Annotated in this window: 29 protein-coding genes; 13 read left to right on the forward strand and 16 right to left on the reverse strand. The window is 70.6% G+C overall.

Annotation, left to right across the window (positions count from 1 at the left end; translation table 11 throughout):
• Window positions 1-7: 7 nt before the first annotated feature.
• Both VK611_09485 and VK611_09490 read left to right on the forward strand, forming a co-directional pair.
• Window positions 8-958, forward strand: coding sequence for an SAM-dependent methyltransferase (locus VK611_09485; protein HMG41551.1), 951 nt, complete (start codon window positions 8-10; stop codon window positions 956-958).
• A 237-nt stretch (window positions 959-1195) separates the two neighbouring features.
• Complete coding sequence (locus VK611_09490) at window positions 1196-1414, forward strand: hypothetical protein (protein ID HMG41552.1); 219 nt, start codon at window positions 1196-1198, stop codon at window positions 1412-1414.
• Here VK611_09490 and VK611_09495 read toward each other — a convergent pair.
• Window positions 1401-1847: a VOC family protein gene (locus tag VK611_09495; protein ID HMG41553.1), complete on the reverse strand. Its 447-nt coding sequence runs from the start codon at window positions 1845-1847 to the stop codon at window positions 1401-1403. The two genes, VK611_09490 and VK611_09495, sit on opposite strands and share 14 nt — an antisense overlap.
• A gap of 78 nt (window positions 1848-1925) precedes the next feature.
• On the opposite strand from VK611_09495, the gene VK611_09500 reads away from it, so the two are divergent.
• Window positions 1926-2846, forward strand: a complete 921-nt coding sequence (locus VK611_09500) for an NADP-dependent oxidoreductase (GenBank protein ID HMG41554.1) — start codon at window positions 1926-1928, stop codon at window positions 2844-2846.
• A 23-nt stretch (window positions 2847-2869) separates the two neighbouring features.
• On the opposite strand, the gene VK611_09505 is transcribed toward VK611_09500, so the two are convergent.
• A complete protein-coding gene (locus VK611_09505) occupies window positions 2870-3076 on the reverse strand; it encodes a hypothetical protein (protein HMG41555.1) in 207 nt (68 codons plus the stop codon).
• Window positions 3077-3205: 129 nt separating this feature from the next.
• On the opposite strand from VK611_09505, the gene VK611_09510 reads away from it, so the two are divergent.
• Window positions 3206-4258: an ABC transporter substrate-binding protein gene (locus tag VK611_09510; GenBank protein ID HMG41556.1), complete on the forward strand. Its 1053-nt coding sequence runs from the start codon at window positions 3206-3208 to the stop codon at window positions 4256-4258.
• A 58-nt stretch (window positions 4259-4316) separates the two neighbouring features.
• On the opposite strand, the gene VK611_09515 is transcribed toward VK611_09510, so the two are convergent.
• The 3 genes from VK611_09515 to VK611_09525 are packed head-to-tail and all read right to left on the reverse strand — an operon-like array spanning window position 4317 to window position 5854.
• Window positions 4317-4976: a methyltransferase domain-containing protein gene (locus VK611_09515; GenBank protein ID HMG41557.1), complete on the reverse strand. Its 660-nt coding sequence runs from the start codon at window positions 4974-4976 to the stop codon at window positions 4317-4319.
• Between the two features lie 45 nt (window positions 4977-5021).
• Window positions 5022-5537 carry a GNAT family N-acetyltransferase gene (locus VK611_09520; protein HMG41558.1) on the reverse strand — a complete coding sequence of 172 codons (516 nt, stop codon included), beginning with the start codon at window positions 5535-5537 and terminating at the stop codon, window positions 5022-5024.
• Window positions 5534-5854 carry a hypothetical protein gene (locus tag VK611_09525; GenBank protein ID HMG41559.1) on the reverse strand — a complete coding sequence of 107 codons (321 nt, stop codon included), beginning with the start codon at window positions 5852-5854 and terminating at the stop codon, window positions 5534-5536. The genes VK611_09520 and VK611_09525 overlap by 4 nt, the downstream gene beginning before the upstream one ends.
• Window positions 5855-5970: 116 nt before the next feature.
• Here VK611_09525 and VK611_09530 point away from each other — a divergent pair, with 116 nt between their 5' ends.
• Entirely contained in the window at window positions 5971-6414 is a 444-nt protein-coding gene (locus VK611_09530; protein ID HMG41560.1) for a hypothetical protein, read from the forward strand.
• Between the two features lie 48 nt (window positions 6415-6462).
• On the opposite strand, the gene VK611_09535 is transcribed toward VK611_09530, so the two are convergent.
• The 3 genes from VK611_09535 to VK611_09545 form a co-directional block, all read right to left on the reverse strand.
• On the reverse strand, window positions 6463-7623 hold the full coding sequence (locus VK611_09535) for a M48 family metalloprotease (protein HMG41561.1): 1161 nt from the start codon (window positions 7621-7623) through the stop codon (window positions 6463-6465).
• A 219-nt stretch (window positions 7624-7842) separates the two neighbouring features.
• Complete coding sequence (locus tag VK611_09540) at window positions 7843-8250, reverse strand: PASTA domain-containing protein (protein ID HMG41562.1); 408 nt, start codon at window positions 8248-8250, stop codon at window positions 7843-7845.
• Between the two features lie 205 nt (window positions 8251-8455).
• Window positions 8456-10768: a glycoside hydrolase family 9 protein gene (locus VK611_09545; protein ID HMG41563.1), complete on the reverse strand. Its 2313-nt coding sequence runs from the start codon at window positions 10766-10768 to the stop codon at window positions 8456-8458.
• A 270-nt stretch (window positions 10769-11038) separates the two neighbouring features.
• Here VK611_09545 and VK611_09550 point away from each other — a divergent pair, with 270 nt between their 5' ends.
• The gene (locus tag VK611_09550) at window positions 11039-11794 is read left to right on the forward strand and encodes a methyltransferase domain-containing protein (protein ID HMG41564.1); all 756 of its coding nucleotides are present in this window, start codon (window positions 11039-11041) and stop codon (window positions 11792-11794) included.
• 157 nt (window positions 11795-11951) lie between these two features.
• Here VK611_09550 and VK611_09555 read toward each other — a convergent pair whose 3' ends face one another.
• Entirely contained in the window at window positions 11952-12431 is a 480-nt protein-coding gene (locus tag VK611_09555) for a DUF6069 family protein (protein ID HMG41565.1), read from the reverse strand.
• A 143-nt stretch (window positions 12432-12574) separates the two neighbouring features.
• Here VK611_09555 and VK611_09560 point away from each other — a divergent pair, with 143 nt between their 5' ends.
• Together VK611_09560 and VK611_09565 are read left to right on the forward strand one after the other, a co-directional pair.
• Window positions 12575-13312 carry a TetR/AcrR family transcriptional regulator gene (locus tag VK611_09560; protein ID HMG41566.1) on the forward strand — a complete coding sequence of 246 codons (738 nt, stop codon included), beginning with the start codon at window positions 12575-12577 and terminating at the stop codon, window positions 13310-13312.
• 70 nt (window positions 13313-13382) lie between these two features.
• On the forward strand, window positions 13383-13988 hold the full coding sequence (locus VK611_09565) for a dihydrofolate reductase family protein (GenBank protein HMG41567.1): 606 nt from the start codon (window positions 13383-13385) through the stop codon (window positions 13986-13988).
• A 112-nt stretch (window positions 13989-14100) separates the two neighbouring features.
• Here the strand turns inward: VK611_09565 and VK611_09570 are convergent, their stop codons facing one another.
• Window positions 14101-14751, reverse strand: coding sequence for an SDR family oxidoreductase (locus VK611_09570; GenBank protein HMG41568.1), 651 nt, complete (start codon window positions 14749-14751; stop codon window positions 14101-14103).
• On the opposite strand from VK611_09570, the gene VK611_09575 reads away from it, so the two are divergent.
• The gene (locus VK611_09575) at window positions 14750-14899 is read left to right on the forward strand and encodes a hypothetical protein (protein HMG41569.1); all 150 of its coding nucleotides are present in this window, start codon (window positions 14750-14752) and stop codon (window positions 14897-14899) included. The two genes, VK611_09570 and VK611_09575, sit on opposite strands and share 2 nt — an antisense overlap.
• A gap of 10 nt (window positions 14900-14909) precedes the next feature.
• Here VK611_09575 and VK611_09580 read toward each other — a convergent pair whose 3' ends face one another.
• Window positions 14910-15590 carry a hypothetical protein gene (locus tag VK611_09580; GenBank protein HMG41570.1) on the reverse strand — a complete coding sequence of 227 codons (681 nt, stop codon included), beginning with the start codon at window positions 15588-15590 and terminating at the stop codon, window positions 14910-14912.
• A 203-nt stretch (window positions 15591-15793) separates the two neighbouring features.
• On the opposite strand from VK611_09580, the gene VK611_09585 reads away from it, so the two are divergent.
• Window positions 15794-16291, forward strand: a complete 498-nt coding sequence (locus tag VK611_09585) for a hypothetical protein (protein ID HMG41571.1) — start codon at window positions 15794-15796, stop codon at window positions 16289-16291.
• 146 nt (window positions 16292-16437) lie between these two features.
• On the opposite strand, the gene VK611_09590 is transcribed toward VK611_09585, so the two are convergent.
• A complete protein-coding gene (locus tag VK611_09590; GenBank protein HMG41572.1) occupies window positions 16438-16839 on the reverse strand; it encodes a PPOX class F420-dependent oxidoreductase in 402 nt (133 codons plus the stop codon).
• 18 nt (window positions 16840-16857) lie between these two features.
• Window positions 16858-17253 carry a RidA family protein gene (locus VK611_09595; protein HMG41573.1) on the reverse strand — a complete coding sequence of 132 codons (396 nt, stop codon included), beginning with the start codon at window positions 17251-17253 and terminating at the stop codon, window positions 16858-16860.
• A 97-nt stretch (window positions 17254-17350) separates the two neighbouring features.
• Between VK611_09595 and VK611_09600 the strand changes: the two genes are divergently transcribed.
• The 3 genes from VK611_09600 (at window position 17351) to VK611_09610 (ending at window position 19800) form a co-directional block, all read left to right on the forward strand.
• Window positions 17351-17998 carry a helix-turn-helix domain-containing protein gene (locus VK611_09600; protein ID HMG41574.1) on the forward strand — a complete coding sequence of 216 codons (648 nt, stop codon included), beginning with the start codon at window positions 17351-17353 and terminating at the stop codon, window positions 17996-17998.
• A gap of 179 nt (window positions 17999-18177) precedes the next feature.
• Window positions 18178-18825, forward strand: coding sequence for a dihydrofolate reductase family protein (locus tag VK611_09605; GenBank protein ID HMG41575.1), 648 nt, complete (start codon window positions 18178-18180; stop codon window positions 18823-18825).
• Between the two features lie 78 nt (window positions 18826-18903).
• Entirely contained in the window at window positions 18904-19800 is an 897-nt protein-coding gene (locus VK611_09610) for a GNAT family N-acetyltransferase (protein HMG41576.1), read from the forward strand.
• A gap of 83 nt (window positions 19801-19883) precedes the next feature.
• Here the strand turns inward: VK611_09610 and VK611_09615 are convergent, their stop codons facing one another.
• The 3 genes from VK611_09615 to VK611_09625 all read right to left on the reverse strand — a co-directional run bounded on the left by VK611_09615 (window position 19884) and on the right by VK611_09625 (window position 21059).
• A complete protein-coding gene (locus tag VK611_09615; protein HMG41577.1) occupies window positions 19884-20231 on the reverse strand; it encodes a metalloregulator ArsR/SmtB family transcription factor in 348 nt (115 codons plus the stop codon).
• On the reverse strand, window positions 20228-20611 hold the full coding sequence (locus VK611_09620) for an SRPBCC domain-containing protein (protein ID HMG41578.1): 384 nt from the start codon (window positions 20609-20611) through the stop codon (window positions 20228-20230). The genes VK611_09615 and VK611_09620 overlap by 4 nt, the downstream gene beginning before the upstream one ends.
• Before the next feature lie 97 nt (window positions 20612-20708).
• The gene (locus VK611_09625) at window positions 20709-21059 is read right to left on the reverse strand and encodes a hypothetical protein (GenBank protein HMG41579.1); all 351 of its coding nucleotides are present in this window, start codon (window positions 21057-21059) and stop codon (window positions 20709-20711) included.
• Between the last annotated feature and the right edge of the window lie 215 nt (window positions 21060-21274).

Raw genomic sequence — 21274 nt, forward strand, 5'->3', positions numbered from 1 at the left:
TTATCTAATGCCCGAGGCCGACCGTGTCAAGCAATCGCCCCTGCTTTCACCAGGACGGATCCTGACGGGATCCCTACACTGGGCAGACTTTCACGTGCCCGAAAGGCGTGAGTTGAGAGATCCGTCGAGCCCGAGCGACCACGATCGTGACCCGTTCGCGATCGATGGCGACGTGCCTCACGCCGCTCGGATCCAGAACTACCTCGCCGGCGGCGACGACAACTTCGCCGCCGATCGTGACGTCGCCGACCGCATGAGCCAGGCACTGCCCGGCGGCGTCAAGACGGCGCAGGCCGCGGTGCGGACGCTGGGGGCGTTCGTCGGCCGATCGGTGCGCTTCCTGGCCGGCGAGGCCGGGGTGCGGCAGTTCCTCAACGTCGGCGTGGCCATCCCCAGCGACAGGAACGTCCACGACGTGGCCCAGATGGCGGCGCCCGACGCACGCGTCGTCTACGTCGGCAACGACCCGGTGGCGCTGGCCAAGTCGCACTGCCTGCAGGTCGGGTCGGACGAGGGCGCCACCGCCTACCTGCACGGCTCGTTGCGGGACCCCCCGCTGATCCTGCGACAGGCGGCCGACACCCTCGACCTCACGCTGCCGGTCGGGGTGATCCTGCCGACGACGCTCAACTTCGTCCCCGACGGCGACGACCCCCACGGCCTGGTGGCCCGGCTGCTCAAGGGGGTGCCGTCGGGCAGCTACCTGGTGATCGCCCACGCCGGCGACGACCTCGAGGCGGAGGGCATGCCCGAGGCCTCGGCCCGGCTGTCCGCGGCCCTGCGCGAGGCGTGGTCGCTGCGGGGCCACGCCGAGATCGCCCGCTTCTTCGACGGCCTCGACCTGGTCTCCCCCGGCCTCGTCCCCATCGACACCTGGCGCCCCACCGCCGTCGCCCCCACCCCTTCCCCGCCCACCCGCCTCACCCCCATCTACGCCGCCGTCGCCCACAAGCCCTGACGGGCGCGGTTCAGGCGGTCAATGCCGTTCAGTTGGCGCCTTCTCAGCCTCGGTCGGGTCCCCGGTGGTGTTGTCGGGCTGTCGCCATCGTTGCGGTGTCGAGCGACCGTTTCGGTTCGTCGGCGCCGCAACGACCGTGCGGCCCCATGGCATCGGTCCGTCGCTTCCGCCTAGCCCGGGTCCGGCCCGCACCCCGCCGCCGGAGCTTCGAGGAGACCCGCCGCTAGCGTGGCCCGCATGAGCGAGCGACCCGGAGCCGACGGCGTCGACCCGACGACCGTGACGAGCACGCCACCCCGGCCTCGTTCGACCGACTCCATCGCCGTCGGCCGGGCGATGATGGCCCTCGGCGAGTTCGTCGAGGGGAAGCCGCCACGCGACGCCTACGAGCACACCCTCGAGGGCGACCAGTCCGGCGAGCCCGACGACCCACGGGACCTGGTCATCGAGATCTGACCTCGTCGCCCCGCCGATCCCAGAACAGGGCGAGGGCGATCCCGTCGGGGTCCTTGAGGTTGAGGATGGCGCCCGGCGGGATCTCGATCACACCCGAGTGCTCGACGCCCGCCCCGGTGAGTCGCTCCGCCCACCGTTCGAGCTCCTCCTGGGAGGCGACGGTGAAGGCGAGGTGATCGAGGCCCTGGTGACGGTGGTCGAACCCGTCGCCCTCGCTCGGCCGGTGCTCGACCAGGGCCACGCCGTCGGCACCTCCGGGGAAGCGCATGACGCAGGCCCGTCGCGGCTCGGTCTCCTCCCGGAACATCTCCTCGAAGCCGAGGACCGTGGCGTACCACTCGACGCTGGCGTCGCAGTCGCCGACGGTCAGCGCGACGTGGTGGAACCCGAGGAGCTCGCTCATGCCGGCCAGCATGGCCGACCGGTCCGCCATGTCGACGGAATGAAGCCTCGGCCCCCACCGTTGGGCGCAGGTTGAACCCTCACGATCCGACGACGAAGGAGCGCTGCGATGCCTCGAGCTGTCCGGTTCGACGAGTACGGCGGGATCGACGTGTTGCAGGTGGTGGAGGTCGAGCGACCGTCTCCCGGTCCGGGCCAGGTGCTGGTCAGGGTCGCGGCGGCAGCGATCAACCCCGGCGAGGCCGCCATCCGCCAGGGGTTCATGCGCGACCGCTGGCCGTCCACGTTCCCGTCGGGGCAGGGCAGCGACCTCGCCGGCACCGTCGAAGAGGTCGGCGACGGTGCCGAGGGCTTCGCCGTGGGCGACGAGGTGCTCGGCTTCACCTACGGCCGCGCCAGCCAGGCCGAGCTGGTCGTCACCGAGACCGACAAGCTGACCCACCGCCCGCCCGGCGTGCCCTGGGACGCCGCGGGCTCCCTGTTCGTCGCCGGCACCGCGGCCTACGCCTCGGTCCGGGCCGTGTCACCCGTCAAGGGCGAGACCGTCGTCGTCGCGGGTGCGGCCGGCGGCATCGGGTCCGTCGCGGTGCAGCTCGCTCGCAACACGGGTGCCACCGTCGTCGGGCTGGCCAGCGAGGCCAACCACCGCTGGCTCGCCGACCACGGCGTCATCCCGGTCGCCTACGGCGAGGGCGTCGCCGATCGCATCCGGGCGGCGTCGGGCGGGCACGTCGACGCCCTGGCCGACGCGTTCGGCGGCGGCTACGTGGAGCTGGCGATCGACCTCGGCGTGAAGCCCGACCGGATCAACACGGTCATCGACTTCGCTGCCGCCCAGAAGTACGGGGTCAAGGCCGACGGCAACGCCGCCGCCCACGGCCCTGAGATCCTCGCCGAGCTGGCCCGCGACGTCGCCGAAGGCCGCCTGGAGATCCCCATCGCCCGGGTCTACCCCCTCGACCAGGTCCAGGACGCGTTCCGAGAGCTCGAGAAGCGCCACACCCACGGCAAGATCGTCCTCCACCCGTAGCGCTCGGCCTCGGCCGCCACCGCTCAGGCGGGCACGATCCAGGTGATCTCGTCGAGGTCGATGAGGACGTCGGCGTCGTCGACCACGAACCACGCACTGCCCCTCACGCAGGAGAGCAGGGTGCCGCGGAGCAGGGCCGACGGGGTCCGCACGGTCACGGAGCCGCCGAGCAACGGTCGGAGTCGTCGGGCGGTCACCCGGGGTTCGTCGAGGACTGCGGTTGTGTCCATGGCGACACTGTGCGCTCGCAACCGCCGTGGGTGATCGGGGGAGTCCCGCGGACGCCGACACCCCGATGGGGGATCGAACCTGAGAGTTAGGCTTGCTTAATCCACATGGTTAGGCCAACATGCCGGCCCATGGGCAGACGAACCGGGGTGCTGGTCGGAGCGTTGGCGTTGCTTGCAATGACGGCGTGCGGGTCCGACGACGATGGGAACGAGACATCGGCGGCCGACGACGGCACCGACGAAGCCACTGCCGACGACGGGACCGACGAAGCCGCCGCCGACGACGGCTGGAGCTACGTCGACGGGTCGGGCCAGGAGACCACGCTCGACGCCGTCCCCGAGCGGATCGTGATGCACGGCAGCTCCGCCGCGGCGCTGATCCCGCTGGGCATCCGCCCCGTCGGCATCTACGCCGACCAGGCCGTCGAGGAGGACCTGGCGCTCCGCAACCTCGACCTCGACGGCATCGAGATCGTCGGCGAGGAGTGGGGCATCGTCAACGTCGAGGCCGTCGCCGCCCTGCAGCCCGACCTGATCGTCGCCGAGTGGTGGCCGGTCGAGGAGGCCTACAGCGGCCTCGAGGAGGGCACGGGGGCGGCCAGCCAGCAGCTCCGGGAGATCGCCCCCATCGCGGGGCCGGCGCAGGGGCCCTCGATCCACACGATGATCGAGGACTACGAGGCGCTCGCCACCAGCCTCGGCGCCGACCTCGACGCCACCGAGGTGGTCGCCGACCGCGAGCGCTTCGAGACCGCGCAGGCCGACTTCACCGCCGCCACCGAGGCGCAGCCCGACCTCAGCGTCCTGGCGGTGTCACCCACCCCGGAGTCGCTCTACGTGGCCGTCCCCGAGGAGTCTGCCGAGCTGGCCGACTTCACCGCCTGGGGCCTCGACATCGTCGTCCCCGACACCCCCGACGAGGGCTTCGAGTACTGGGAGACCCTCAGCTGGGAGAACGCCGACAAGTACCAGGCCGACCTGCTCATCGTCGACCAGCGCGGCTACCCGGGCAACGTCGAGCAGGCCGCGCGCCAGCCCGGCTGGTCGTTCCTGAAGGCCGGCGCCGCCGATGCCACCGCGGTCTGGCCCGCCTACTGGCTCCGCAACTACACCGACTACTCCACGGCCCTCGAGGACCTCACCGAGGCGATCGAGTCCGCCGACCCCGACCTCGTCGAATGACCCCGGTCCCGCCGGCCCGCCGGCCCGGCGGCCCGGCGGCCCGAGAGCCTGACAACCCTCAGCCCCGAGGAGTGACGGACCGTCGGGCCAGCAGGTAGGTGCGGCGGGTGTCGCCCTCGTCGGGGTAGGGGCGGCGCTCGGCGGTGAGCTCGACGACGAACCCTGCCCGCTCGAGGCAGTCCCCCACCGGGCCGGCTTCGAGGAAGCGGAGGTCGAGGTCGACGTCCTCCCCGTGCCAGGTGTCGAGGTGTCGCACCTCCCGGCCGGTGTGGAAGGCGACGAGCAGCGGCCCGCCGGCGACGACGACCCGGGCCAGCTCTCCGGCGGCGACGTCCAGGGCGTGGTCGTCGAGGTGGATGAGGCAGTAGAAGCCCACGGCCCCGCCGAGCGATCCGGGGCCGTAGGGCAGCGCCGTCAGCGACCCGGCCACCGCCGGCAGCGCCATCCGATCGTGCGCCAGCGTCGCCATGGCCGGTGACAGGTCCAGCGCCGTCACCTCGGCCCCCACCCCGGCGAGGTACGCCCCGATCTGCCCGGGCCCCGCCCCCAGGTCCCCGATCAGCTGCGGCCCACCGCCCCGACCCGCCACGTCCTCCGCCACGACCGACAGCAGCGCCCGGTCGAGCGGCTTGCCCGCCAGCTCGCCGACGAACATCTCGGCGTACCGCTCCGCCACCCGGTCGTACGACCGCTGCACCTGCGCGGGCTCGATCCTCATGTCAGGGTCGACATCGTCGGGGCGATCGGACATCGCCACAGCCGACTACAGATCGAGGCGCATGCACACGCGGACCTCCGGGTCGAGGCCATGGGCTGCCTCGCTGGCTCGAAGGGATCGGAGCTCGGGGCCGATCTCGTGCTCGGCCAGCACCCGGAAGCCGAGGTGTTGGTAGAGCGGGCGGTTCCACGGCACGTCGGTGAAGGTGGTCAGCGTGATCGCCGGCCGGCCGGACTCGACCGCCCAGGCCCGCACCTGGTCGAGCAGCGCACGTCCCACGCCCGCGCCCTGGTGGTCGGGCCGGACGCTGACCTGTTCGACGTGGGCGCAGCCGTCGACCACGTCGACCAGCACGTAGCCCACGGCTCCTGGTGCGGCGTCGGTCGTCGCCACCCACGACCGGCGAGCCGCTGCGTAAGCGGCCAGGCTCTCCACCGAGCCCGGATCGGCGTCGGCGATCTCGCTCATGCCGACGTCGCGGAACCGCTCGCCGGCCGTCCGCTCGATCTCCTGGAGAACGACGCCGTCGTCGGCCCGAGCCGGGCGGATCGTGATCGTCACACTCCGCCGACGAGGGTGTCGCCGGCCGACTCGATGAGGTCGTCGACGGCTGAACCCTCCGAGGTCGGAGCCTGGAGGACCAGCCGGTGGACGCCGACGTCGACGTACCGGCGGGCCATGTCGACGTCGAAGCCAGCGGGTGGTGTGATCGTGATCTCGACGTCGCCCAGCTCGGCCGGACGCTCGTAGCGATCCCCGGCCTCGGCAAGGGCGCCCAGCGCACCGGCTGTCTGCTCAGGATCGAGCTCCCACCCGTACCAGCCGTTCGCGACCTGGACCGTGCGGCGATAGCTCGCCGGTGAGTGCCCGCCGCACACGATCGGCGGTGTGGCCTCTGGACCGGTCGCGGTCGTGCCACGACGCCGGAGAAGGAGACGAACCGCCCGGCGAACGAAGGCGTCGGCTCGTCCCAGAGCGCCCGCATCGCCGCCAGGTGCTCGTCGGTCCGGGCGCCACGATCGGCGACCGACGCTCCCAATGCCTCCAGCTCCGCTTCGACGTGGCCGACGCCGATGCCGACGATCAACCGCCCCTTCGAGAGGACGTCGATCGAGGTCAGCTGCTTGGCCAGCAGGACCGGGTGCCGCCCGGGGAGGACGGCGACGCCGGTCGCCAGCCGCACCCGGCTGGTCACCGCCGCCAGGTGGGCCAAGGTGACCACGAGCTCGAGGCGAGGTTCGTCGGGCGGGTCCGGGGCATCGACCGGGAGAGCCACGTGGTCGCCGATCCACAGGGACTCGAAGCCGGCGTCCTCGGCCCGCCGTGCCCGACGGGCCAGCACGTCGGGATCGACGCTGCTGCCCTTGTGGAGCCCGTACAGCCCCCACCTCACGACGACCAGCCCCCACCGACGGCTCGTTGCATCACGTCGAGATGATGACAGACCACCCGCCCCGACGAACGCGCTGACCCGCAGCCGAGCAGGTCACCTGGGGTGATCGAGGGAAGGAGCGGGCGGAGCGGCGAGGCCCGCGGCCTGATAGGCGGCGGTGGCTCGGGCGGTCAGGGCGGCGACCTCTCCCGTGGAGTCCGAAGCGGACCGGTCTGGTGCGAGGGAGCGCCAGAAGCGCAGGCTCCAGACCGGGTCGTCGTCGCCGTCGGAGACCTTCTCGGCGGGCAGGGGCGTGAACCACAGGTGGTCGGCCCGCCAGCTCGTGCGCCGCACCCGCGAGGGGACGTGCGCCAGGTGGTCGCACACCGAGGCGAGCGCAGCCGGGTTGCGAGCCAGCAGGACGGCGGCGACGTCGGCGATCTCGTCGCTCTCGACCCGCATGCTCTCCTGTGCGGCTCCGACCCGCAGATCCACCGCGACCGCGAAGCCCCCGATGAGGAGCGCGCCGGCGAAGGGGGTGAACAGGAACGATCCGCCTTCCAGCCCGAAGGCGACGATCGCCAGCAACAGACCACCGACGCCCGCCAGCACGTGAGCGACTCCTCGGACACGTCCGAGCGACGCCGCCGCAGCGGTGACCCAGCGGGCGTCCCGGGCGTGGAGGTGGGCCAGCTCATGGGCGGCGACTGCCTCGAGCTCGTCCCGGGTGAGACGGAGCAGGCCGGACGTGACCACCAGGGTCTCGTCTCTCCAGCCGCGCACCGACAGGGCGTTCGCCGCGGGGTCGTCCACCAGCGCCAGCCTCGGCGGCGACACTCCCAGCCCGAGGGACAGCCCGTCGACCACGTTGTGGAGCCGTGTCACCAGCACGTCGTCCACGTCATCGACGTCGTCCACGTCGTCGACCCCGGCCGGCGGGTCGGAGTCCAACCGCACCGCTCCCACGTCACGCAGGATGAGCTCAGCGCCACGGCGCAATACGGAGAAGACGACCGAGGCGACCGCCAGCGCCAGGCCCGCCACGGCGAAGCCGGCGGCGACCCACCCGGCCCATCCCCAGATCGGCAGGTCACGGAGCGGACGGTCGACGGCCAGGCTGACCAGGCGGCCCAGCATCCCCAGGACCACCAGCCCCGTGCCGGCCAGGGCGACAGCAAGGATCACGACGCCCAGCCCGAACCAGACAGGCGCACGCGCCCTGGCCCAACGCCGCCGGGCGTCGAGCCGGGCCAGCCGATCAGGCACCTCCCGCATCGCCGACACCGTAACCCCCGCCCACCGACGTGGGGCGTCGAGCGACCGAAGTGGTCGTCCCGAGTCATCTGTAGCCGCCAACCCACAGTCGAGTCGTTCGTCGTCGGAGACCGACCACAACCAACTCAAGAACGACTAAACGACCACAAACGACTCACCAACCCCTTTGGAACTCGTCATTCGACGCACCGGCGAGGTCATATCGCTACGAACACGGGATCACAGGCAGGACTCGTCGTCCTTCACTGCACCGAAATCGATCGTCGTGTCGGCGCTCGCCTGACTGCCGCCGGGCGGGCTTTGGTCACAGACGGTCCAGTTGCGGTCAGATACCTGGAAGCGATCCTGACCAGTCGCGTCATGGGACCTGAGGATGTAGAACCCCGCAGCCTGCATGGCGTCCTGCGCGGCTTGGAGATCCATGCCGACCGCGTCAGGCAACGTCATCAGATCCGAATCGCCGCTGGCAGAGGTCGGTGGTAGTGGTGGTGGCTGGCTGGTCGACGTCGACGGTGACGTCGACGGTGACAGTTCGGTGCCTGCTGTCGATGATTCATCGCCGCCGCTACTGCAGCCCGTGACGACGGTCGTACAGACAAGAGCCGCCACCAGGCGCCAAATGGTCATCGCGATTGCCTCCGTAGCGGATCCAACGTTCGCGCGGGTTAGCCGACTGTGAACCCGTACGACATGCCGACTGACGACATCCCGCTATGACTTTCGCCGTTCGCCGCCGGAAACCCGCGAATGCCCGCATCATCGACCCTACGCGTTCGTGAAGGCCAAGGAGGTCGAACGTCGGGAAGATGTGTCCAATCGTCCTGGCCTGGGACTAACGGCCTCCGTTGTCCTGGTCGGCGACGAAGGAGGCCACCCATGAGAGCGTCGAGTTCCAGTTGATCGTGATCTCGTTGGTGGACCACGACTCGATGTCGTCGATGTAGCAGAACTGCGGCGTCGCCGGGCAGTCGCTCAGCAGGGCCTGGGCCACGGGATCCTGGATGCCCGAGTTCGGGCCGCCGGCGATGAACCCGACGGGCGGGTTGGGCAGCTCGGCGTTGAGCTGATGGGCGTACATGCGGCTGTGCTGGTTCTGCGAGAACACGTCGCCGTAGCCCGTGACGTAGGAGATGTTCAGCGCGTTGCGTCCGAGCAGGAAGTCCATCCCCTCGATCACCGCGCCCTGGTACTCCTCGTCGCCCGTGAGGTCGTAGGCGGTGGCGATCACCACGAGGTTGTTGAGGATCTGGCTCGTGGAGCCCCAGGCCCAGAGGTTGTCGGCCGGCGCGTACGGCTGGCCCCACGGCTGCTGGCCCTGGAGTGAGAGCAGGGCATCGGCGCCGTCGACCACCGAGCGGCCCACCCGCTGACGGTCGGGCAGGTGGTTGGGCACGGTGGCCAGGTCGAGCCGGCCGAGCGCGGCCACATGGCCCCAGTCGAAGCCGTCGACGTCGAACACGTCGGCCCGGTGCAGCGGCGACGTCAGCACCGCGTCCTTGAAGCGCCGTTCGCCGGTGGTGACGTAGAGCTCGGCCGCGGCCCAGTAGGTCTCGTCGGTGACGTTCGTGTCGTCGTAGGGCCCACCGCCCGACGCCCCGTCAGCGACCGGTGCGTACAGCGGCGGGTTGGCGAGCGCGGCCGACCACGCCGTGCGGGCCGCGCCCAGCAGCCGGTCGGAGAACGCGCGGTCGTAGGGCTTGAAGATCCGCGCCCCCTGGGCGGCCACGGCTGCCAGGTTGAGGGTGGCGGCGGTCGACGGGCGATGCAGCTCGCGCACCATGGGGTCGGCTGCCGGGTCGAGCGGCAGGCCGGTCCACGCGCTGTCGTGGACCTTGTGGTGGACCATGCCCGCCAACGGCTCGCCGGCCGGCACCTGCATGGTCAGCATCCACTCCAGCTCCCAGCGGGCCTCGTCGAGGACGTCGGGCACCCGGTTGCCCCGCTCGGGGACCCGCAGGGTGCGGTCGCCCAGAGCGCCCCGGTCCGCGCTGCGGGCGGTGCCGTTGCGCTCCCAGGTGCTCATCAGCTGCGCCACGGAGATCCCGCCGTTGACCACGTACTTGCCGTGGTCGCCGGCGTCGTACCACCCGCCGACGACGTCGAGGGCGTAGTCACAGGTCCACGGCTCGCCGTAGACGGGCAGCGACACCTCGGGTGGCTGGCAATCCACGTCGAGGTCGCCCCGGTTCGGAGCGACGCCCACGTGGCCGGCGGCGCGGGAGTAGGCGTCGTCGCCGACGATGGTGCCGTCGATCGGCGTGCCGCTGCGCTGCGGGTAGTACACCGACAGGGCGTCGACCCGCAAGCGCTCGTAGGCGTCGGAGGCGATGTCGAACGGGTGGCTGGTCTCGCCGTCGGCGACCAGCGTGTAGCCGCGGTCCGACCGGGTGACGTCGCCGAAGTCGATCGTGTGCAGGTTCAGGCCCGACGTGCGGTCGACGCCGGCCGGGCGGGTGCGGCCCCGCGCGACGACGTGGCCCCTCTGGTTCTCGAGCGCCCACGGCAGCCGGTCGGTCGCCTCGGTGACGAGGGTGGCGCCCTTGGGGCCGTGCGGCAGGTAGCCGACCTGGTTCACGCGCACGCGTGGCCCGGTGTCGGGCACGTACGGCTCGGGCTCGGCTCCGCCGCGGAGCGAGACGTTGTCGAGGCAGACCGTGTGCGCGGTGCTGGCGCCGCCCAGCTGGAAGGCCACCTGGCCGTCCGGTGTCGAGGTGGGCTGCGTGAACGTGAAGGTGTAGGTCTGCAGCGACTCGCCGACGGTCGGGCTCTCGGCGAAGTAGGCGTCGAAGGGCGCCACCGCCAGGCCCACGACGGCTCGCAGGTTGGCGGTGGGCGTCGACGAGGCGTCGAACGACAGCTGGTAGGTGACGCCGGCTTCGAGCGCGATGTCGTTCTGGCCGACGATGGCGTCCCAGGGGTTGGCGAGCCCACCCGGGACGTCGGTGCAGAACACGCCGTCGGCGACGGTGCCGGCATCGGGGGACGAGAACCACGGAGCCATCCCGGCCGAGAAGTCGCCGTTGACCACCTGCTCGGCCCCGACCTCCTGGGCCCGCACACCGGGCATGGCCCACACCGCCCCGACGAGCAGCGCCAGCAGCGCTCCGGCCGACCTCCGGACTCCGGTGCGACGAGAAGCCTGCATCGGGACCCCCTCCCCCCTGGCACTGCACCCAGGAAATCGCTTCACCGTCGACAGTACCCCCGGCACAGTGCCTATGGAAGCGCTCTCATGAACGGTCCGGTGCGGGTCGATACTTTGGTGTCTCCCTCGCCGACCTCCTCGCCAGGATCCACACCCGTTTCACCACCGGAGGCGACCAATGACCGGCTACATCCTCGCCCAGCTGTCGATCCACGACCCCGAGCGCCCCGAGCGCGACGCCACCGTGCTCGTTCTCTGCGGGTTCGCCCCGTGACCGGGCAGGTCTACGACACGATCGGGGTCGGCTACGCCGAGCGGCGGCGGCCCGACTCGAGGATCGAGGCGCGGCTCCGGGCGGCGCTCGGTGATGCGGCGACCGTCCTCAACGTCGGTGCCGGTGCCGGCTCCTACGAGCCCACCGACCGCACGGTCGTGGCGGTCGAGCCGTCGGCCGCCATGATCGCCCAGCGTCCGGCCTCGGCCGCCCCGGCCATCCGAGCGATCGCCGGCGAGCTCCCGTTCCCCGACCGGGCGTTCGACGGTGCCCTCGTCGTGCTCTCTGTGCACCACTGGCCGGACGCCGCCGCCGGCCTCGCCGACGTCCGTCGGGTGACGCGCGGGCCGGTCGTCGTGTTCAGCTTCGACTACGCCGTGCACGCCCAGCAGTGGCTGGTCACGGACTACCTCCCGGAGATGGTCGGCCTCGACCGCGACCTGCCAACTCCCGACGCCGTCGCGACGGCGCTCGGCGGCGGCACCGTGGATGTGCTGCCCATCCCCCACGACTGCACCGACGGGTTCTGTCACGCCTGGTGGCGCCGCCCGGCCGCCTACCTCGACCCCGGCGTGCGGGCCGCGATCTCCGGGATCGCCCGCCTCCCGGCTCCCGTCGTCGACCGCGGCGTGGCCGCCCTCCGCCGCGACCTCGACGACGGCACCTGGCACCGCCGCCACGCCGCCCTCCTCGCCGAGACCGAGATCGACGGCGGCTACCGCCTGATCCTCGCCCCCGGCGACCCCACCTGAGGCGCCAGGGTCACCGTGCCGCCCTGACGTGGAGATGACCGACGGAGACGTGCTGGCCGGGCCCCACAGGGGGCCGCGACCAGCACATCGTTCGGGTCGGCGGTTGATCCGGTAGCGGACGTGCGTGGCGTGGGTGGCGTGAGGTGGTCCGGTTGGGTCAGGGGCGAGGACGCCGGGCGGGCAGCGAGCGGACGATCACCGGCACGACGATGGCGGCCGCCACGACGTGGGTGGCGACGAGCACGACCTTGGTCGCCGTGTCGGCGTCGGCGCTGACCGACGGCACGAACGACACTGCGGTCAGCGCCACGGCAACCCAGGTGAAGGCGGCCCGCGGGCCCGGCGTCCACCGCTTCAGGGCGCCCGCCAGCAGGAGACCGACGGCCGAGCACAGCATGGTCATCACGGCAACCCCGGCGACCGGGATCTGCTCGCCCTCGATCGCGAGCGGCACGTCGACGGCCCGGGCCGCACCGGCGACCAGGGAGGTCGCCACGGCGGCGACCACGGCGGCGGTCAGGCCCGGACGCCACAGGCCCGACGTCGGCGATCCACCGCCCTCTCGCCGGTGCGCCCGCTCGTGGTCCTGCTCGACGGCGGCCGCCTCGGTCACGGTGATGGCAGGGGTCATGGTCATGTGTCGTCCTCCACTCTCAGATGCCTGGCATCTCGCCAGGCTCCGGATACAGTGTCTATCGGTATCTGTTACCTGCAGATACTGTTTACCTCGGATACTGTTTCTTGTCCACCCCCTGCGATCCCACGAAGCGGAGCCCAGCCATGACCCTCACCTCCCGCACCACTTCGTCGGTCGACGTGATCGACGTGCTCTGGAACCGGCGGCCCGGGGCCACCCGCGGACCCAAGGCCACCATCACCCTCGACACCCTCGCCACCGCGGCCGTGGAGATCGCCGACGCCGAAGGCATCGACGCCGTGTCGATGCAGCGGGTAGCCGAGCGGCTCGGCTTCACCAAGATGGCCGTCTACCGGCACGTGCCCAACAAGGACGTGCTGATGGCCGCCATGATCGACCGAGCCGTCGAGGCACCACCCGACCTCGACGACCAAACCGGCTGGCGGGCCAAGCTCACCCGCTACGCCGAGGAGCTGTGGGCCGTGTGGCAGCGGCACCCGTGGCTCCCCACCGTCACCCTCGGCACTCGGGTCATGGGCCCCAACGAAACGGGCTGGATCGAGTGCGCCGTACGCAGCCTGACCGACACCGGCTTGCCGGGAGATCAGCAGATCGACGCCGTGCTGCTCCTGTCGGCCCAGGTACGCACGGCGCACTCCCTGGCCACGGCCGGATCGTTCCCCTGGGACACCAGCCGCCAGCTGACACCAGCGATGACCGACGTCGTCCGCGAACACGCCGACGCCTTCCCCGCCATCCTCGCCGCCACCTGCGAACCGACCGCCCGACCCCTCCAGGCCGTCACCGACGGCATCGGGCTCGACTGCGTGCTCGACGGCATCGAACGGCAAATTGGCCCCACCCGACGACGACCCCGATGAGTTTCGTTCGGGTGGGGGGTCTGAACGGACGACGCGAAGCTCACAGAACGACGATTGTCATGGAGGCATCATGAGGAAGATCAGCGCAGGCCTGTTCATCTCGCTCGACGGTGTGGTCGAAGCACCCGAACAGTGGCACTTCCCTTACTTCAACGAGGAGATGGGCGCCGCCGTCGGCGCGCAGATCAGCGCCGCGGACACCTTGCTCCTGGGTCGCGACACCTACGAGGGCTTCGCCGGCGCCTGGCCCGAGCGGGAGGACGCCGGTGAGGACGACGCCGCGATGGCCAAGCAGTTCGGTGACATGCGCAAGATCGTGGTGTCGCACCAGGACCTGACCTTCACCTGGCGGAACTCCGAGCTGCTCAAGGGCGATCTCGCCGAGGCCGTGACCGCACTGAAGAACGAGCCGGGGGGCGACATCGGGATGAGTGGCTCGATCTCGGTCGTCCGCCAGCTCCTCGACGCCGGCCTGCTCGACGAGCTGCATCTGCTCGTCCACCCCGTCGCCGTCCGCAACGGCATGCGGCTGTTCGACGACGCCGGTTCGTCGCTGCCTCTCAAGGTGCTCAAGGCCGAGAGCTTCACGACCGGCGTGCAGTACGTGGTCTACGGCCCGGACGACTCGCCGCCCCAGGGCGGCTACGACGAGGCCATCAAGGCCTCCCAGAGCTGACCCCACCCGTCCCGACGCGAACGACGACAGCGTGAAGCCCTGCCCTGCCCATAGCGGCAGGGCTTCCCCGCGCCGGCGAGGGCACTCCTCGGTGATCGCCTGAGGGTGAGGGTCAGAGGTGCGCGACCGCGTCGTCGATGGGCGTGTCGCCACTGACGAGCTCGAGGGTCTGGCGGATGCCGCGGCTGCCGGTCAGCAGGGCGGTGAGCACGGTGGCGACATCGTCGCGGCTGATCTGGCCCCGAGGCACCGATGGCGCGAGCCGGACCCGACCGGTCCCCGGAGCGTTGGTGAGCCCACCGGGGCGCAACACGGTCCAGCCGAGGTTGCGGCGTCGAAGGTCGTCCTCGGCAGCCGTCTTGGCCTGCAGGTACGCGGCGAAGGTCTCGTCGGTGCCCGGTCGTGGCGGGGCGCCGGCGCCCATGGACGAGATCTGCACGAAGCGACCGACGCCGGCCTGCTCGGCGGCGTCGGCCAGCAACGCCGAGGCCCCACGATCGACCGTGTCCTTGCGGGCGACGCCACTGCCAGGTCCCGCCCCGGCGGCGAACAGGACCGCGTCGACACCGTCGAGGTGACCGGCCACGTCCTCGACCCGGGCATCCTCGAGATCCAGGACCAGCGCCTCGGCCCCGGTCGCCCGCACATCGTCGACATGCTGGGGATTCCGCACGATGCCGAGGGCGACGTGCCCCGCCTCGGCCAGCTGACGCTCGACACGAAGGGCGATCTGACCATGCCCGCCGGCGACGACGATCTGCATGGTCGGGAGGCTAACGGTGCATCCCCGGCGACTGCGCCGACGCGACGAACGCATCATCCGCATCGGCGGAGATGCCAGCCTGGCGGCCGGCATGGTGCTGATCGCCGTCGTGCTGGGCGCGTTCGTGGTGCTGCGCCTCCGCCGCTGACCGGACCGACTCAGTCCGGGGACGGCGAGGGCGGTGGTGACGGCGACGGCGACGGCGACGGGAAGCGGGGTGTGGCCTGGCGGGCCGCCGCTTCGAGGATGGGGCCGGCGCGTCGCACCCAGCCGACGATCGACGCCGCCGCGACGATCACGCCGACGACCGCCGCCAGCCAGAGCGGGAGATCGGGGATGGCACCGAGCGCCAGGGCCACCACGGCTCCGCCCACCACGCCGTTGACCACGGCGATCGCGGTCGAGAACGCGAAGGCCGGGCTCCGGCGGTCGGGCGCGACGCCCATGTTCAGAAAGACCCCGGCGGCGTCGTCGTGCCCTGAGAGGAGGAAGAGGTCGGCACGATCGTCGGCCAGCTCCTTGTAGTACCCCCGGATGCGGTTGATCGCCATGCCGTAGCGCAGGTCTTCGGCGCCGCACTCGACCAGCCGCAGGTACGTGGCGCATCCCAGGAAGTAGATGACGGGCAGGACGGTGAGGGCGAACACCTCGAAGACGGCGCCTTCACCGTCGGCGACCTGGCTGACGAAGCCCAGCGCCACGAGCACGCTGGACACCGAGTACATGTAGACGGACGCTCGCGCCGACGTCTCGCTCATCGTCTGTGACCTGGCGCCCTGGAGGGTGAAATGCTCGGTCGTGAGGGCCGTGAGCAGTTGCGCCGGGTCGGGGGCTCCCATTGCCGCGGATGATAGGCACCCGCCGGTCGTCGTCCGGATGCGTACCCGCAGGCTCCAGCCCGCCCCAGCCCGCCCCAGCCCGCCCCGGCTCGGCGGTGGCGAACCACCCCGGGAACGGGTGATCGGCAGGATGGATGCCCGTCGAACTGGGGAGCAGGGCCAGCTTGGAGCGACGGGTGACGGACTGTGAGGCTGCAGCCCTGATGAGCGACACCGAGCGAGACAGGCTCGAGGGTCAGACCCGTGGTCTGCGGCATCTGGCCCGTGGCCTCCTGTTGATCCCTCTGACTCCGATTCTCCTGGCTTTCTGTCTGCCGATCGCCAGCGTGGAGTCTGGGGGCGGCGAGTCGGTGCCAGTCACCCTGCGCTGGTTGGTGGCCGAGTTCGGCTCCATGCGCAGCGCCACCGGTGTGAGGCCGGTTGTCCTGGTCCTGATCGTCGGGCTGATCACACTCTTCGTCGGCTGTTGCGCCGTTGCCGTCGGCAGCCTCGCTGAGGCTCGTTGGGCGGTTGTGATCGACGTCGCCGCTGTGGTCGTGGTCCTCGCTGCGCTGGTGCTTCCGCTCGTGCTCGGTGCGGCGGATCACGTTTCGAACGGCGGCTTCGAGGTCCACGCCCAGGGCTGGGCCTTCGCCCTGCTCGCCAGCGGCCTGTCGTTCGCCACAGTCAGGTTGAAGCGCGACCTCGACGACCAGCTCTGAACCGCAGCTCGCCCAACCGCCGGGCGCTACTCCGGCGGCCGAGATCCACCCGCATCAGCCGCCGGCAGCCGGCCGCCGGCTGGCCGACAGGGGCCTGTCCAACCCCGTCGACCGCCAGCTTGTGAACCGCTGCGGCGGCCCGAGGCTCACGAGCTCGGCCAGGTGGTGGTGACCTTGTCGGCCATGATCCTCGCGGTCACCCATTGCGGGTTCGGCCCGGCGAACCCGGGATACGGCCCGCCCGTGTACTTGTGCGACAGCTGGTCGATCAGCGTGCCGTCCGGGTCGTCCTCGAGGGACGCGGTGCCCTGCACCTGAGCGCTCTCGTAGGGCCTGGCGGCATCGAAGGTCACCACAGCCACCCGGGGGTCTCGGTTCAGGTTGGCGGTCTTCCGGCGGCTCTTGGGCAGCGCGAGCACGATGTCATCTCCGTCGAGCGCCACCCAGACCACCGTCGAATGCGGCTTGCCGTCCGGTTCGAGCGTCGACAGCACGGCGAAGTTCCTGCCGTCGAACAGGGTGCGTACCTTGTCTGTGAGCTGTGCCATCAGCTTCTCCGTCCTGGGTCAGTCGACCGCGGTGGCTTCGAGTAGGACGAGCAGTTGGGGTGCGGCCAGCCGCGAGACGCCGAGCACGGTCGTGGCAAAGCGACCGTCGGCGCTGCTGAAGCGGTCCGGAAGCCTTGCGAAGTGCTCGAACAGCTCGTCGACGTCGGTGGTGTAGACGTTCAGCCGGACGATGTCGGCGAGCGTCATGTCGGCGGCGGCGAGGACGGCCTCGAGGTTGTCGACGGCCAGCTCGAGCTGGGCGGCCATGTCGCCCGGGTGCTGGGAGTTGCCGTCGGCGTCCACCGCGTCCTGGCCGCTGCAGAAGAGCTGCCGCTGGTGCCCCTCGACGAGCTGGGCCTGGTCAAACCCCAGATTGGTGGACCACGACCAGGGGTTGATCGGCGTTCGTTCCATGTTCGTCTCCCTCGTTTGGCTCGTCGCAGCATATGCTCGGTGACTTGAAAAGATCAAGTAACTTTGCTTGGTAATTTCCAGCAAGTATGCTTGCGGTATGAAGTCGTACCGTCAGTACTGCGCTCTGGCACGAGGGCTGGACGTCATCGGCGACCGCTGGGTCCTCCTCATCGTGCGCGAGCTGCTCAACGGTCCCCGCCGGTACGGCGAGTTGACCAACGGCCTGCCGGGCATCGCCACCAACCTGCTGGCCGACCGGCTGCGCACCATGCAGGCCAGCGAGCTGATCGCCAAGACCGACGACGACCGCTACGAGCTCACCGAGTGGGGCGACGGACTGCACGAGGTGGTGTCCGCCATCTCCGGGTGGGCCGGCCCCCTGATGGGCCGCATGGCCGAGAGCGACACCTTCCGCAGCCACTGGATCACCCAACCCGTTGCTGCCCTGTTCCCCGGCATCGACCCCACGCGCCCCGAGCTGACCATCGAGGTGCGATGCGGCGACGAGCCCATGACCATCCGATCGGCCAAGGGCGAGGTCCACACGGACCGCGGCCAGGCCGCCGCACCCGACCTCGTCCTCACCGGCCCGCCCGACGCCACCGTCGAACTGCTCGCCCACCGCATCGACCCCACCGAGGCCAAGTCCCGCGGGCTGGCCGTCACCGGCGACGTGCGGCTCCTACGCCGGCTCCGACCGAACCGCCCCGGCGCCCGACCCGCACCGGCCGAGTCGGCCCGATGAGGCGGGCTGCCGCGGGGTCAGACGACTGACCATGCCCCCCGAACGCCGACTGTGGGCGCCCGACTGAAGGACTTACCCGTGTCGACGGGGTACGCCCGGAAGCTTGGCATTGGACCTCAAGACATGGGCCAGCCATCATCGCTTCACGGCCGAGCTGATCCAACGAAGGAGCACCCGCCATGTCACACGCCCGTGTCCAACAGATCTCCGTCTCGCTCGACGGTTTCGCCACCGGCGAAGGTCAGAGCCTGGACACACCGTTCGGTCACGCCGGCGAGCGGCTGCACGAGTGGATGTTCGTCACCCGGTCGTGGGGCGAGAGGACCGGCCAGCCCGGCGGCAGCGGCGGCGTCGACGACGCCTTCCTGCGGCTGTTCCCCTTCGACATCGGCGCCGAGATCATGGGTGCCGGGAAGTTCGGCCCGCCCGGATGGCACGAGGACCCGGACTGGAAGGGCTGGTGGGGCCCCAACCCGCCGTTCCACACGCCGACCTTCATCCTCACCCATCACCCGCGCCCGTCGATCGAGATGGAGGGCGGCACGACGTTCCACTTCCTCGACGCGTCGCCTGCCGAGGCGCTCGAGACAGCCCGCCAGGCCGCCGACGGTCAGGACGTGCGCCTCGGCGGCGGCCCCACCATGATCCGTGACTTCCTGGCTGCCGGGCTCGTCGACCACATGCACATCGCGGTGGTCCCGATCCTGCTCGGCCGAGGTGTCCGCCTCTGGGACGGACAGGAGGGCCTCGAGAAGGACTACGAGATCGAGGCCACCTCCTCGCCCAGCGGAGTCACACATGTGACGTTCACCCGTGCGGGTGCCTGAACCGCTCGGTCGAGAACCCTGGGCCAGCCGCGTGGCTACGGGTCTGTTCGGGCCATGTCGACGCCGTAGGTTCGGGAGATGCGCCCGCTGCGAGAAGAACATCGGGTCGGTCTCCACTACTTGGAAGCTGTGACGGCGCTCCTGCAGCGAGTCCGCAGCGCTCACCCCACTGCAGGGTTGTACGAAGCCGCCGATCTGCAGTGGTGGTGGCGGGCACCGCGCTCAACCGACGTCCTCCCTCAGCTCTTCTGGTTCGATCACCTCGGTCGCCCGGAAGCCGCCGTGATCGCAACCGACTGGGGCGACCGGATAGCGCTCAACCCGATCGTCATGCCCGACGCAACTCCCGACTGGGTTGCACATGTCATCGAGCGCGGGCTCGCCCACGCCGGTGAGTCCGGGTTCGAAGCCGTCGGCCTCGAGGTCGACCGTGCCGATGACGTCCTGCGTGAGGTGTTGGTCGGCCATGGCTTCGCGACCGAGGAAGACGGGCTGGTCGAAACGTGGCTGGCCGCAGACGCTCGACCCGAGATCAGCCCGCTGCACGAGGACTATCGGTTGTCCAGTCGCCTCGACGCGATGCAGCGTCCGCATCACATGATCAGCCACAAACGGAACCACCCCGACGTCGAGGCGCGTCTTCGTCAAACGTCGCTGTACCGCCCCGACCTCGACCTGGTGGTACACGACAGTCGCGACAGCGTCGCAGCGTATGGGTTGTTCTGGAACGACCCCGAGACCGCCACGGGTCTCGTCGAACCGATGCGCACCGAAGACGATCACCAGCGACGAGGACTTGCCCGCCACATCCTCACCACCGGCATCGACCTGCTCGCGGAGGCCGGCGCAAAGCGCATCAAGATCTGTTACGAACCGGACAACCCGGCATCGAGGGGTCTCTACCTCAGCGTCGGCTTCGAACCCGACAGGCAGACCGTCGTCTTCTCGCGCCGGGCGAGCGGAGGAGCTTCGTAGACGGGCACTCTGCGCCTCATCGTCGAACGAACCGCCCAGAACGGCTGGCTGGGCCGCCCCAGAGGTCCCACCTCGCCGCCGGGTCAGTCGCCCGGGCCCTTCGCCTCCTGGTGGGCAGCTTCGGCCAGGCGCTTGATGACCTGGAGGCGCCGGTCCCAGTCGCCGGCGACCTGGGTCATGGCCCGGGTGGCATCGTCCAGGCGGTCGGGGTCGACGCGGAAGAGGACCTCGCGGCCCTCCTTGTGGCGGGCCACGAGCCCGGCGCTCTCGAGGATCGCGAGGTGCTTGGCCACCGCCTGACGGGTGAAAGGGACCTTCAGCGCCAGCGAGCTGGCGGTCGCCTCGCCGCTGCGCACCAGCAGATCGAGGACCCGGCGACGAGACGGATCGGCGATGGCCGACCAGAGCTCGTCGCCGGGATCGGTGCTCATCCCACCGGGCTGGCGAACAGGTCGACGAGGCGGCCGAGGAAGTTCGCCCGACCGTCGCGGTGCTCGTCGGCGTAGCGGGCCTTGTCGTCGTCGGGCCAGCCGATGGCGTCGAGGCCGGTCTCGGCCACCCGCAGTCGGGTCCGCTCGTCGCCCTCGGCGGTGAGGGTGAACTCCACCAGGACCGAGTTGCCCGGCACCGGTACCTCGCCGTCGGGATGGCCCCAGCGGAACGTGAACCGGTGCGGCGGGTCGACGGTCTCCACCACGAGCGCAGCGATGTTCGCCATGTGCTCGAAGACGAGGGTGCCCTTGCCGCCGGGCCTGGCGTCGAGCTCGACGCGATCGGTGAACCACCGCACGACCTGCTCGGGCTCGGTGATCGTTCGGAGGAGCCAGGTCTCTCATCGCCGCTGGCGAACGTCGTGCGTGCGCGTCTGTACGCCCCGATCGCACTTCAGGGACAGGTCATTCGGGTTGTCAGGAGTCGGACGGCACGGGCAGGGCGTCTCCTGGGAAGCTGTGGCACAGGTGAACCTCGCAGAGGATCATCCTCGCCCGTACACATGGGTCCCCGTCCATGATCTCTCGGGCTTCCTCGGGCGGCACGTTCATGATCGCGACGCCGGCCAGCGTCTCGGAGGCGACGGGACAGAGGATCGCGATCACTCCGTCAGCCCGCAGCGAGACCATCCGTCGTTGGTGTTCCAACTCCGTTGCCTCGGCGCCGTCCATGTGCCGTTCCGGACCCCACGACAGGAGCGCCAGGCTGTAGGGCTTCGCCGTTTCAGCCAACTGTCGAATCTGCTCGTCGGTGACGGTTGTGTTCATGATGCCTCCTCGATTCTCCTCGCGAGTGCTGTCGATGTCTCGTCCCGTGCGGTGCGCGACCGACGGAGTCCACGCCGCCGGTGATGGGGATCATCGTGCGTCCTCGTGGTGGAGGTGGGTCGCGCCTTCGTGGTCAGGGGGCGAACGTTGCTTAGCCGATCGGCGTCCGTCGCCGGGGGGCGGGAGCCGATGCCACGGCGGGTGGTCGAGTCGTT

The organism is Acidimicrobiales bacterium (assembly GCA_035316325.1).
In the GTDB taxonomy this organism is placed as follows: Bacteria; Actinomycetota; Acidimicrobiia; order Acidimicrobiales; family VFJN01; genus DASXTK01.

Coding starts and splice junctions, on each gene's coding strand:
- VK611_09485 (HMG41551.1), top strand. CDS start 8: ATGCCCGAGGCCGACCGTGTCAAGCAATCGCCCCTGCTTTCACCAGGA.
- VK611_09490 (HMG41552.1), top strand. CDS start 1,196: ATGAGCGAGCGACCCGGAGCCGACGGCGTCGACCCGACGACCGTGACG.
- VK611_09495 (HMG41553.1), bottom strand. CDS start 1,847: ATGGCGGACCGGTCGGCCATGCTGGCCGGCATGAGCGAGCTCCTCGGG.
- VK611_09500 (HMG41554.1), top strand. CDS start 1,926: ATGCCTCGAGCTGTCCGGTTCGACGAGTACGGCGGGATCGACGTGTTG.
- VK611_09505 (HMG41555.1), bottom strand. CDS start 3,076: ATGGACACAACCGCAGTCCTCGACGAACCCCGGGTGACCGCCCGACGA.
- VK611_09510 (HMG41556.1), top strand. CDS start 3,206: ATGGGCAGACGAACCGGGGTGCTGGTCGGAGCGTTGGCGTTGCTTGCA.
- VK611_09515 (HMG41557.1), bottom strand. CDS start 4,976: ATGAGGATCGAGCCCGCGCAGGTGCAGCGGTCGTACGACCGGGTGGCG.
- VK611_09535 (HMG41561.1), bottom strand. CDS start 7,623: ATGCGGGAGGTGCCTGATCGGCTGGCCCGGCTCGACGCCCGGCGGCGT.
- VK611_09540 (HMG41562.1), bottom strand. CDS start 8,250: ATGACCATTTGGCGCCTGGTGGCGGCTCTTGTCTGTACGACCGTCGTC.
- VK611_09545 (HMG41563.1), bottom strand. CDS start 10,768: ATGCAGGCTTCTCGTCGCACCGGAGTCCGGAGGTCGGCCGGAGCGCTG.
- VK611_09555 (HMG41565.1), bottom strand. CDS start 12,431: ATGACCATGACCCCTGCCATCACCGTGACCGAGGCGGCCGCCGTCGAG.
- VK611_09560 (HMG41566.1), top strand. CDS start 12,575: ATGACCCTCACCTCCCGCACCACTTCGTCGGTCGACGTGATCGACGTG.
- VK611_09565 (HMG41567.1), top strand. CDS start 13,383: ATGAGGAAGATCAGCGCAGGCCTGTTCATCTCGCTCGACGGTGTGGTC.
- VK611_09575 (HMG41569.1), top strand. CDS start 14,750: ATGGTCGGGAGGCTAACGGTGCATCCCCGGCGACTGCGCCGACGCGAC.
- VK611_09570 (HMG41568.1), bottom strand. CDS start 14,751: ATGCAGATCGTCGTCGCCGGCGGGCATGGTCAGATCGCCCTTCGTGTC.
- VK611_09580 (HMG41570.1), bottom strand. CDS start 15,590: ATGGGAGCCCCCGACCCGGCGCAACTGCTCACGGCCCTCACGACCGAG.
- VK611_09585 (HMG41571.1), top strand. CDS start 15,794: ATGAGCGACACCGAGCGAGACAGGCTCGAGGGTCAGACCCGTGGTCTG.
- VK611_09590 (HMG41572.1), bottom strand. CDS start 16,839: ATGGCACAGCTCACAGACAAGGTACGCACCCTGTTCGACGGCAGGAAC.
- VK611_09595 (HMG41573.1), bottom strand. CDS start 17,253: ATGGAACGAACGCCGATCAACCCCTGGTCGTGGTCCACCAATCTGGGG.
- VK611_09600 (HMG41574.1), top strand. CDS start 17,351: ATGAAGTCGTACCGTCAGTACTGCGCTCTGGCACGAGGGCTGGACGTC.
- VK611_09605 (HMG41575.1), top strand. CDS start 18,178: ATGTCACACGCCCGTGTCCAACAGATCTCCGTCTCGCTCGACGGTTTC.
- VK611_09610 (HMG41576.1), top strand. CDS start 18,904: ATGCGCCCGCTGCGAGAAGAACATCGGGTCGGTCTCCACTACTTGGAA.
- VK611_09615 (HMG41577.1), bottom strand. CDS start 20,231: ATGAGCACCGATCCCGGCGACGAGCTCTGGTCGGCCATCGCCGATCCG.
- VK611_09625 (HMG41579.1), bottom strand. CDS start 21,059: ATGAACACAACCGTCACCGACGAGCAGATTCGACAGTTGGCTGAAACG.